Origin of the sequence: Streptomyces sp. sk2.1, from assembly GCF_008120935.1 — a bacterium.
Lineage (GTDB): Bacteria > Actinomycetota > Actinomycetes > Streptomycetales > Streptomycetaceae > Streptomyces.
Map to the genome: position 1 here is coordinate 880,348 of NZ_RDBO01000077.1, position 9,262 is coordinate 889,609.

8 protein-coding genes are annotated in these 9,262 nt (G+C 71.5%); all 8 read left to right on the forward strand.

The window, feature by feature from the left end; all coding sequences use genetic code 11:
* Positions 1 to 466 precede the first annotated feature (466 nt).
* The 8 genes from thrB (at position 467) to EAO76_RS31230 (ending at position 9,169) form a co-directional block, all read left to right on the forward strand.
* Positions 467 to 1,384 (forward strand): homoserine kinase, encoded by a 918-nt coding sequence (thrB, locus tag EAO76_RS31195; RefSeq protein WP_148839222.1) that lies wholly within the window; start codon positions 467 to 469, stop codon positions 1,382 to 1,384.
* Between the two features lie 383 nt (positions 1,385 to 1,767).
* Positions 1,768 to 3,759: a transcription termination factor Rho gene (gene rho, locus EAO76_RS31200; RefSeq protein WP_148839223.1), complete on the forward strand. Its 1,992-nt coding sequence runs from the start codon at positions 1,768 to 1,770 to the stop codon at positions 3,757 to 3,759.
* Positions 3,760 to 4,146: 387 nt separating this feature from the next.
* Positions 4,147 to 5,250 (forward strand): LCP family protein, encoded by a 1,104-nt coding sequence (locus tag EAO76_RS31205; protein WP_148839224.1) that lies wholly within the window; start codon positions 4,147 to 4,149, stop codon positions 5,248 to 5,250.
* A gap of 230 nt (positions 5,251 to 5,480) precedes the next feature.
* Positions 5,481 to 5,705, forward strand: coding sequence for a 50S ribosomal protein L31 (gene rpmE, locus EAO76_RS31210; protein WP_148839225.1), 225 nt, complete (start codon positions 5,481 to 5,483; stop codon positions 5,703 to 5,705).
* 151 nt (positions 5,706 to 5,856) lie between these two features.
* Positions 5,857 to 6,933, forward strand: a complete 1,077-nt coding sequence (gene prfA / locus EAO76_RS31215; protein WP_148839226.1) for a peptide chain release factor 1 — start codon at positions 5,857 to 5,859, stop codon at positions 6,931 to 6,933.
* A gap of 40 nt (positions 6,934 to 6,973) precedes the next feature.
* Entirely contained in the window at positions 6,974 to 7,819 is an 846-nt protein-coding gene (gene prmC / locus EAO76_RS31220) for a peptide chain release factor N(5)-glutamine methyltransferase (protein WP_148839227.1), read from the forward strand.
* Positions 7,820 to 7,883: 64 nt separating this feature from the next.
* A complete protein-coding gene (locus EAO76_RS31225; protein ID WP_148839228.1) occupies positions 7,884 to 8,531 on the forward strand; it encodes an L-threonylcarbamoyladenylate synthase in 648 nt (215 codons plus the stop codon).
* Positions 8,528 to 9,169, forward strand: coding sequence for a protein-tyrosine-phosphatase (locus EAO76_RS31230; protein WP_148839229.1), 642 nt, complete (start codon positions 8,528 to 8,530; stop codon positions 9,167 to 9,169). The genes EAO76_RS31225 and EAO76_RS31230 overlap by 4 nt, the downstream gene beginning before the upstream one ends.
* Positions 9,170 to 9,262 lie beyond the last annotated feature (93 nt).

The following is a 9,262-nucleotide window of genomic DNA, read 5'->3' on the forward strand; positions in this document are numbered from 1 at the left end:
GGCCGGGGGCGTCCGGTCGGCGGAAAATCCGGCCCGGCGCCGCCGAAGGAAGTGGGAAAAGCCGTTCCGGGCGCCGGAAAGCCGCGCGGAAGGGCCCGGCGGACCCGTCCGGCGAAGGACCCGCGGAGCCGCTGCGCAAAGCCCGGCACACCGGTCGGCAAACGCCGTGCGCCATTGCCGGAAAGCCGTTCCCCGGCGAGCAAGAACCCAGCTCAACCGCCCTTTTCGGGACGGAGAGCGCATAGGAGGCGTGCGACACGCATCGTGCGCCTCCTGTGCGCCCTATGTCGCCACAGAACCTTCCTTCGATAAGCTGTACTCAAGCCGTACCGCCGCATCTGCCGCGGTACAGGGGCCGTTGTGGCCATCGGGTTCCCCGGAATTCCACTCCCCACCGCCACAGCCCCCGCCGACAGAGAAATCGCTTCACCACCCCCGCCGCCTCACAAGGAGAGTCGTCCAACCGATGGCCGGTCCTGCCTTCCGAGCCGCCGCCGTCCGGGTGCGCGTCCCCGCGACCAGCGCCAACCTGGGCCCGGGTTTCGACGCCTTCGGCCTGTCGCTGGGGCTCTACGACGACGTCGTCGTACGCGTCGCCGACTCCGGACTGCACATCGACATCGCGGGCGAGGGCGCCGACACGCTGCCCCGCGACGAGAGGCACCTCCTCGTGCGCTCCCTGCGCACGGCCTTCGACCTGCTCGGCGGACAGCCCCGCGGCCTGGAGATCGTCTGTGCCAACCGCATCCCGCACGGGCGCGGCCTCGGCTCCTCCTCGGCCGCCATCTGCGCCGGGATCGTCGCCGCCCGCGCCGTGACGACCGGCGCCGACACCCGGCTCGACGACGCCGCGCTGCTGGAGCTCGCCACCGAGATCGAGGGCCACCCCGACAACGTCGCGGCCTGTCTGCTCGGCGGATTCACCCTCGCGTGGATGGACGGCGGATCGGCGCGCGCGATCAGGATGGACCCCGCAGAATCCATCGTTCCGGTGGTTTTCGTACCCAGCGAGCCGGTCCTGACCGAGACCGCCCGCGGACTGCTCCCGCGCACGGTCCCGCATGTCGACGCCGCCTTCAACGCCGGCCGGGCCGCACTCCTCGTCGAGGCCCTGACCAGGCGGCCCGAGCTGCTGCTCACCGCCACCGAGGACCGGCTGCACCAGGAATACCGCGCCCCGGCGATGCCGCAGAGCGTGGAGCTCGTGAACCGACTGCGCGCCGAGGGCGTTCCCGCGGTCATCTCCGGTGCCGGGCCGACGGTGCTCGCACTGGCCGAGGACGGTGCGGCCGACAAGGTCGCACAGCTGGCGGGCGAGGGGTGGGCGGCCAACCGTCTCGCCCTCGACGCCCCGGGCGCGAGTGTGCTGCCGCTCGCCCCGTAGCCGAGAAGTGATTGCCGGTGAGTGAGAGGGGGAATGTTTGTTGGAGCCGGTAGTGTTAACCTCAAGTCTGCAACCGACGTCTATGTGGCGCGTTGCTTCGTGTCCCTTTCCGGGACCACCAATTCTTCCGGGAGCCTCCCCAACTGCCTGAGCAGCCTGCCTGAGCAGTTTCGTGCACGCTCCGGAACCGGCACGACACCCCTCGCCCGTCCAGGAGTGGGCCGAGCAGGGGGATCTCGCGCCGGGCCCTTGCACACCTTCATCTCTCCGCCGTACCCGGCGGACCACCGCCCCGGCACGGTCCGCAAGAAAAGACCGCAGTCGGACAGCACAACCGGTCGCCGAGCCAGAAGGCCGACGTCCGCTCCAGGGAAGGACCCTTCGTGAGCGACACCACCGATCTGATGGGCGTGACTGCCGACAAGAGCGTCGACAGCGCCGCGCCCGCCGAAGGTGCTGCCACTGGCACCACCACACGGCGCCGCCGCTCCGGCACCGGCCTTGACGGCATGGTCCTGGCCGAGCTGCAGCAGGTCGCGTCCGGCCTCGGTATCAAGGGCACTGCGCGGATGCGCAAGGGCCAGTTGATCGAGGTCATCAAGGAGGCGCAGGCCGGTAGCTCCGCCGCGCCCAAGGCCGCCGCGCCCGCCGCGGAGGCCGAGACCAAGCCGAAGCGCCGGGCCACCTCCAAGGCGCGCACCGGGGACGACTCCGCCGCCGCGCCCGCCGAGAAGGCCGCGGCCCAGCAGCAGATCGACATCCCCGGCCAGCCGGCCAGCGACGACCAGCCCGCGGGCGAGCGCCGTCGGCGCCGTGCGACCGCGCAGGCGGGCAGCCCGGAGACCAAGGCCGAGAGCAAGCCCGCCGAGGCCAAGGCGGAGGCGCCGGCCGAGCCGAAGGGCGAGGAGCGCGCCGAGGCCGCCGCCGACACGGCCGAGGGCCGTCGCGGCGACCGCCAGGAGCGCGGCCAGCGCGGCGACCGCCAGGAGCGCGGCGAGCGCGGGGATCGCCGCGACCGGCAGCGCGACCGCCGGGGCAAGAGCGACGACCAGGGCCAGCAGGGCGGCCAGCGCCAGCAGCGCCAGGGCCAGGGCCAGCAGGGCAGCGGCCCGCAGGACGACGGCTACGACGACGAGGCGGGCGGCCGGCGCGGCCGTCGGGGCCGCTACCGCGACCGCCGCGGCCGTCGGGGCCGTGACGACTTCGCGAGCGAGGTCGCGGTCTCGGACGACGACGTCCTGATCCCCGTCGCGGGCATCCTGGACATCCTCGACAACTACGCGTTCATCCGGACCTCCGGCTACCTGCCGGGCCCGAACGACGTGTACGTCTCGCTCGCCCAGGTCCGCAAGAACGGCCTGCGCAAGGGCGACCACGTCACCGGTGCGGTGCGCCAGCCCAAGGACGGCGAGCGCCGCGAGAAGTTCAACGCCCTGGTGCGTCTGGACTCGGTGAACGGCATGGCGCCCGAAAGCGGCCGGGGCCGCCCGGAGTTCCAGAAGCTGACGCCGCTCTACCCGCAGGACCGGCTCCGTCTGGAGACCGACTCCAACGTCCTGACGACGCGGATCATCGACCTGGTCGCCCCGATCGGCAAGGGCCAGCGCGGTCTGATCGTGGCCCCGCCGAAGACCGGCAAGACCATGATCCTGCAGGCGATCGCCAACGCGATCACGGTCAACAGCCCCGAGTGCCACCTGATGGTCGTCCTGGTCGACGAGCGTCCGGAAGAGGTCACCGACATGCAGCGGTCGGTGAAGGGCGAGGTCATCTCCTCCACCTTCGACCGGCCCGCCGAGGACCACACCACCGTCGCCGAGCTGGCCATCGAGCGTGCCAAGCGCCTCGTCGAGCTGGGTCACGACGTGGTCGTCCTGCTGGACTCGATCACCCGTCTGGGACGTGCGTACAACCTCGCCGCCCCCGCCTCCGGCCGCATCCTGTCCGGTGGTGTCGACTCGACCGCGCTGTACCCGCCGAAGCGCTTCTTCGGCGCGGCGCGCAACATCGAGGACGGCGGCTCGCTGACCATCCTGGCCACCGCGCTCGTCGAGACCGGCTCGCGCATGGACGAGGTGATCTTCGAGGAGTTCAAGGGCACCGGCAACATGGAGCTCAAGCTCGACCGGAAGCTCTCGGACAAGCGCATCTTCCCGGCGGTGGACGTCGACGCGTCCAGCACCCGCAAGGAGGAAATCCTGCTGGGCGGCGAGGAGTTGGCAATCGTCTGGAAGCTGCGCCGGGTGCTGCACGCGCTCGACCAGCAGCAGGCGATCGAGCTCCTCCTGGACCGGATGAAGAAGACCCAGTCCAACGCGGAGTTCCTGCTCCAGATCCAGAAGACGACGCCGGCGCCGGGCAACGGCAACGACTGACGTCGCAGCGGACCGGTCGTCGGACCGGTCGGACCGCGGGGCCGCCCCCGTCACTTCGGTGACGGGGGCGGCCCCGTTCCGTGTACCGGCCCGAGACCTTCGCCACACGGCGGCCGTCGCGCCGGATGCCCCAGCGATGCCCGCGAAGGGCGAGAAACCGCAGGTGAGCGGGGTGTCACCGGCTGTCCATCAGTGCCGACCGCTCCGTATTTCCTCACACGGACCCAACAGTCGGCTGTGCAACCCTTCTTCGTACCGCCGCGTCGTACCAAGTACCGACAAGTCGCCAAAGGCGGCGAAAAGGTGACCGGGGCGCGCCGTCGGCGCGGACCCGTCCGGTGGCCGGGGCCGAGCGGCCCGGCGAACGCCGACGACCGAGGGAGAGGGATGGCCGAGCAGAGCGGGGGCGGCGGGCGAATACGCCCCACCGGCAAGCGCCGGAAGAAGCCCTCCCGTCGCCGCAGGGCGACGGTGATCGCGGCCTGGAGCCTGGCCGGTGCCGTGATCCTCGGCGGTGCCGGGCTCGGATACGCCTACGTCACGCTCAACGGCAACCTCAAGGCCGTCGACATCAACGCGGCGCTCGGCAAGGACCGCCCCGACGACGTCGACGACGGCTCCCAGGACATCCTCGTGCTCGGCTCCGACTCCCGGTCCGGCGCCAACTCCGCGTACGGCGCCGACGAGGGCACGGCACGCTCCGACACCGCGATGGTCCTGCACATCAACAAGGGCCACGAAACGGCCTCCGTCGTCTCCATCCCGCGCGACACCCTCATCACCCGCCCCGACTGCACCAGCGACACCACGGGGGAGCCCGTCGCCGGTGAGCAGCGCGCGATGTTCAACACGGCGTACGAGGTCGGCGGACCGGCCTGCGCGGTCAAGACCGTCGAGTCGATGTCCGGCATCCGCATGGACCACTACCTCGAAGTCGACTTCACCGGCTTCAAGAAGCTCATCGACGAGCTGGGCGGCGTGGAGATCACCACCACCCGGGCGATCGACGACCCCAAGAGCCACCTGAACCTCGAACCGGGCACGCACACCCTGGACGGCGAGCAGTCGCTGGGCCTGGTCCGTACCCGCAAGAGCGTCGGCGACGGCAGCGACCTCGGCCGCATCCAGCTCCAGCAGGCGTTCGTCAAGGCGCTGATGGAGCAGGTCAGGAGCGTCGGGGTGTTCTCGAACCCGAAGAAGCTGTTCGACCTCGCGGACACCGCCACCAAGGCCGTCACCACCGACTCCGACCTCGGCTCGGTCGAGGAGCTCACCTCCTTCGCCAACGGGCTCAAGGGCCTCGCCCCGAAGAACGTCCACATGGTGACCCTGCCCGTGCAGTACGACCCGGCCGACCCGAACCGCGTCGTGCCGCTGGAGGAGTCCGCCCGGCAGGTGTGGGCGGCGCTGAAGGCGGACCGGGCGATCCCCGCCTCCGCCACCGAGGGGTCGGCGGGCGACAAGGGCGTCGCGGGCGGCGTCGTCCGGTGACCCGGGCCCGGGAACGGACGACCGGGCGGGCCGTGGCGCGACGACCGGCGGGTCGTGAAGTGCCGACCGGCGGCCCGGGAACGGATGACCGGACAAGCCGGGAATAGTTGCGGACCGCCCCCGGTTTTGGGAGATACGGCCGGTCCTGGCAGACTGGTACGTCGGCCCCGGTTCACGGACGCGCAATCCGCGCGTGCGACCCGGCGCCCTCCCGAACCTAGGAGAAACCCTTGAAGCGCGACATCCACCCCGAGTACGTCGAGACGCAGGTCAGCTGCACCTGTGGCGCGTCGTTCACCACCCGGAGCACCATCCAGGGCGGCAGCATCCGTGCCGACGTCTGCTCCGAGTGCCACCCGTTCTACACGGGCAAGCAGAAGATCCTCGACACCGGTGGCCGCGTGGCCCGCTTCGAGGCCCGCTTCGGCAAGGCTGCCGGCTCCGCCAGCAAGTAGCGAGCCACTGCGCCGGTTCTCGGTGCCCTCTTCCGGGGGCATCGGGACCGGCGTTTTTTCCGGCCGGGGGCGCGGGGCCTCCCGCCTCCCCGTCCGGTCGGCACCACGCCGTCCAGCAGGCACGCAGAGTGAAGGAACCAGGAGCCCGAAGATGTTCGAGGCGGTCGAGGAACTGATCGGCGAACAGACCGATCTGGAGAAGCAGCTCGCGGACCCGGCGGTCCACGCGGACCAGGCCAACGCGCGCAGGCTCAACAAGCGCTATGCCGAGCTGACCCCGATCGTCGCGACGTACCGCTCCTGGAAGCAGACCGGGGACGACATCGAGACGGCCCGGGAGTTCGCCGCCGACGACCCCGACTTCGCCGCCGAGGTCAAGGAGCTGGAGAAGCAGCGCGAGGAGCTCACCGAGAAGCTCCGCCTCCTCCTGGTCCCGCGCGACCCCAGCGACGACAAGGACGTGCTCCTGGAGATCAAGGCGGGCGCGGGCGGCGACGAGTCCGCCCTGTTCGCCGGCGACCTGCTGCGCATGTACCTGCGCTACGCCGAGCGCGTCGGCTGGAAGACCGAGATCATCGACTCCACCGAGTCCGAGCTCGGCGGCTACAAGGACGTCCAGGTCGCCGTGAAGACCAAGGGCGGCAACGGCGCCACCGAGCCCGGCCAGGGCGTGTGGGCCCGGCTGAAGTACGAGGGCGGGGTGCACCGCGTGCAGCGGGTGCCCTCCACCGAGTCCCAGGGACGCATCCACACCTCCGCGGCCGGCGTGCTCGTCACGCCCGAGGCCGAGGAGGTCGACGTCGAGATCCACGCCAACGACCTGCGCATCGACGTCTACCGCTCCTCGGGCCCCGGCGGCCAGTCCGTCAACACCACCGACTCCGCGGTCCGCATCACCCACCTGCCGACCGGCGTCGTCGCCTCCTGCCAGAACGAGAAGAGCCAGCTCCAGAACAAGGAGCAGGCCATGCGCATCCTGCGTTCGCGGCTGCTCGCCGCCGCGCAGGAGGCCGCCGAGCAGGAAGCCTCGGACGTACGTCGCAGCCAGGTGCGCACGGTCGACCGTTCCGAGAAGATCCGTACGTACAACTTCCCGGAAAACCGGATCTCGGACCACCGCGTCGGCTTCAAGGCGTACAACTTGGACCAGGTGCTCGACGGCGACCTGGACGCCGTGATCCAGGCCTGCGTCGACGCCGACTCGGCCGCCAAGCTCGCCGCCGCGTAAACAAGCCAGCCCCGCCCGTAACACCGTACGGAGAACCGCGATGAACCTGCTGCTCGCCGAGGTGGCCCAGGCCACCCAGCGGCTGGCCGACGCCGGTGTGCCCTCGCCGCGATTCGACGCGGAGGAACTCGCCGCGTTCGTGCACGGCGTCAAGCGGGGCGAGCTGCACCGGGTGCCGGACGCGGACTTCGACGCCCGTTACTGGGAGGCCATCGCCCGCCGCGAGGCCCGCGAACCGCTCCAGCACATCACCGGCCGCGCTTTCTTCCGCTACCTGGAGCTCCAGGTCGGCCCCGGCGTCTTCGTGCCGCGCCCGGAGACCGAGTCGGTCGTCGGCTGGGCGATAGACGCCGTGCGCGCGATGGACGTCGTCGAACCGGTCGTCGTCGACCTCTGCAGCGGCTCGGGCGCCATCGCCCTGGCCATGGCCCAGGAGGTGCCGCGCTCGCGCGTGCACGCGGTCGAGCTCTCCGACGACGCCCTGAAGTGGACCCGGAAGAACGCCGAAGGGTCCAGGGTCACCGTCCATCAGGGGGACGCGCTGACCGCCCTGCCCGAGCTCGACGGCCAGGTCGACCTGGTCATCTCCAACCCGCCGTACATCCCGCTCACCGAGTGGGAGTACGTGGCGCCCGAGGCCCGCGACCACGACCCGGAGATGGCTCTCTTCTCCGGCGAGGACGGCCTCGACACCATCCGCGGCATCGAACGCACCGCGCACCGCCTGCTGCGTCCCGGCGGACTCGTCGTCATCGAGCACGCCGACACCCAGGGCGGCCAGGTGCCGTGGATCTTCACCGAGGAACGGGGCTGGGCGGACGCCGCGGACCACCCCGACCTGAACAACCGGCCGAGGTTCGCCACGGCCCGCAAGGCCATGCCGTGACCGGGGACCACCGCACGCCCGGCCCGCACCCGTCATACCCGTACACGCTTGAGGAGGCCGGCTGATGGCACGGCGATACGACTGCAACGACGCGACCGACCGCAAGACGGGCCTGCGCGAGGCGGCGTCGGCAGTCCGCCGCGGCGAGCTGGTCGTGCTGCCCACCGACACCGTGTACGGCATCGGCGCGGACGCCTTCAGCGCCGAGGGCATCGCCGACCTGCTGGACGCCAAGGGACGCGGCCGCAACATGCCGACCCCGGTCCTGATCGGCTCCCCGAACACCCTGCACGGTCTGGTCACCGACTTCTCCGAGCAGGCCTGGGAGCTCGTCGACGCCTTCTGGCCCGGCGCCCTCACGCTCGTCGCCAAGCACCAGCCGTCGCTCCAGTGGGACCTCGGCGACACCCGCGGCACCGTCGCCATCCGGATGCCGCTGCACCCGGTCGCCATCGAGCTGCTCACGGAGGTCGGCCCGATGGGCGTCTCCAGCGCCAACCTCACCGGCCACCCGTCCCCCGAGGACTGCGACGCGGCCCAGGAGATGCTCGGGGACTCGGTCTCCGTCTACCTGGACGGCGGCCCGACGCCCGGCATCGTGCCGTCGTCGATCGTCGACGTGACCGGCAAGGTCCCCGTGCTGCTGAGGGCCGGCGCGCTCTCCGTCGAGGAACTCCGCAAGGTGGTACCCGACCTCGAGGTGGCGAATTGACCGCCCCTGAGGGGCGTGGCATAACGGGGCGGGCCGACACCTTCCGCATCCTCCACGTCAGCACCGGCAACGTCTGCCGCTCACCGATCACCGAGCGGCTGACCCGGCACGCCCTGGTGGACCGCCTCGGCGATCCGCTCGGCGGCGGGCTGATCGTGGAGAGCGCGGGCACCTGGGGACACGAGGGGGCACCCATGGAGGCCAACGCGGAGACCGTCCTCGCCGACTTCGGCGCCGACCCGGCCGGCTTCGTCGGCCGGGAACTCCTCGACGAGCACGTGATCCGCGCCGACCTGGTGCTCACCGCCACCCGTGACCACCGCGCCCAGGTGATCTCGATGGGGCACTCGGCGGGCCTGCGCACCTTCACGCTCAAGGAGTTCACCCGGCTGGTCCGGGCGATAGACCCCGCCACCCTGCCGGACCCGCGGGACGAGGGCGTCGTCGAGCGCGCCCGCGCGCTGGTCCGCGCCGCCGCCGCGCTGCGCGGCTGGCTGCTGGCCCCCACCGCCGAGGCGGACGAGGTGTATGACCCGTACGGGGCCCCGATCACCTTCTTCCGGTCCATCGGCGACGAGATCAACCAGGCCCTCGACCCGGTGGTCACCGCGCTGACGGGCGTTCCCGCACACCACTGACGCGCTGCCTCCGCTACGTACCCGCGGCGGAGGGCCGCCGCGCCGAGCCCGCCTCCGCGACGTACCCGACGACACACCCCCGCACCGTCCCCG

Excerpts from the sequence above, each read along its gene's own strand:
- thrB (WP_148839222.1), top strand. The coding sequence starts at position 467 with ATGGCCGGTCCTGCCTTCCGAGCCGCCGCCGTCCGGGTGCGCGTCCCC.
- prmC (WP_148839227.1), top strand. The coding sequence starts at position 6,974 with ATGAACCTGCTGCTCGCCGAGGTGGCCCAGGCCACCCAGCGGCTGGCC.
- EAO76_RS31225 (WP_148839228.1), top strand. The coding sequence starts at position 7,884 with ATGGCACGGCGATACGACTGCAACGACGCGACCGACCGCAAGACGGGC.
- EAO76_RS31205 (WP_148839224.1), top strand. The coding sequence starts at position 4,147 with ATGGCCGAGCAGAGCGGGGGCGGCGGGCGAATACGCCCCACCGGCAAG.
- prfA (WP_148839226.1), top strand. The coding sequence starts at position 5,857 with ATGTTCGAGGCGGTCGAGGAACTGATCGGCGAACAGACCGATCTGGAG.